Raw genomic sequence first — 1,167 nt, forward strand, 5'->3', positions numbered from 1 at the left:
CTGTGAAGTGGCTGTTTGATGTGGGTGATGGCAACGCGGTGGAGGCCGTGTTCATCCCGGAGGATGATCGTGGAACCCTCTGTGTGTCATCGCAGGCGGGCTGCGCTGTCGGTTGCCGCTTCTGTTCTACAGGCCATCAGGGTTTCAGTCGCAATCTGACGACGGGTGAGATCGTCGCCCAGCTGTGGTTTGCAGAGCACTCCCTGCGCAAGCGCTTGCAGACTGAAGACCGTGTGATCTCGAATGTGGTCATGATGGGCATGGGGGAGCCGCTGCAAAACTATTCGGCATTAGTACCTGCGCTCAAAGTAATGCTGGACGATCACGGGTATGGCCTGTCGCGCCGCCGCGTGACGGTGTCTACATCGGGCGTCGTGCCCATGATGGACCGCCTTGCGCAAGACTGTCCCGTGGCACTGGCGGTATCGCTGCATGCACCCAATGATCCCCTGCGCGACAACCTGGTGCCGCTCAATCGCAAGTATCCGATCGAGGAGTTGCTGGAGGCTTGCAACCGCTATTTGGCGCATGCACCCCGTGACTTCATCACGTTCGAATACTGCATGCTTGATGGTGTCAATGACCAGACGGAGCATGCGCGCCAACTGATCGAGTTGGTCAAGCGCAGTGGTATTCGCTGCAAGTTCAATCTGATTCCTTTTAATCCGTTTCCCGCATCAGGGCTGTTGCGGTCCCCGCAAAATCAGGTGCAGGCCTTTGCCAAGATACTCAGTGACGCGGGCATTATCACCACGGTGCGCAAGACGCGCGGTGATGACATTGACGCGGCGTGCGGTCAATTGGCTGGGGATGTCAAAGATCGTACCCGGGCCGCAGAACGCATGGCAAAGCAGCGCACAATCGTGCTCAAACCGGTGACTTGATCAGGCAGTTGGCAAACTTCAAGGAGGCTCTACATGGCGGGAATGGTTGGACGCTGGCAGCATATTGGCCGCTGGACACTCACGGCATGCAGTGCGGTGGTTTGCATATGGGCGCTCCAGGGGTGTGCAACAAACGCTTCGTCTGCAGTCAGTGACGCCGATGCAGGCTTGGTCACGCCGTCCGATGAGCCTGAGTCGCGGCGCCGCGCTCGTATCCGGCTGGAGTTGGCCTCCAACTATTTTGAATTGGGGCAAACGGCGGTCGCACTGGATGAAGTCAAGC

1 protein-coding gene and 1 pseudogene are annotated in these 1,167 nt (G+C 58.4%); both read left to right on the forward strand.

Translation table 11 applies throughout. The features are described 5' to 3' along the window. The coding region (gene rlmN, locus AC04MI_RS25385; protein WP_476499073.1) for a dual-specificity RNA methyltransferase RlmN at window positions 1–884 on the forward strand (884 nt) is incomplete at its 5' end. Window positions 885–917: 33 nt separating this feature from the next. Next, window positions 918–1,167, forward strand: a pseudogene (locus AC04MI_RS25390) (type IV pilus biogenesis/stability protein PilW); the annotation flags it as partial.

It is taken from the genome of Acidovorax sp. LjRoot204 (assembly GCF_056175785.1).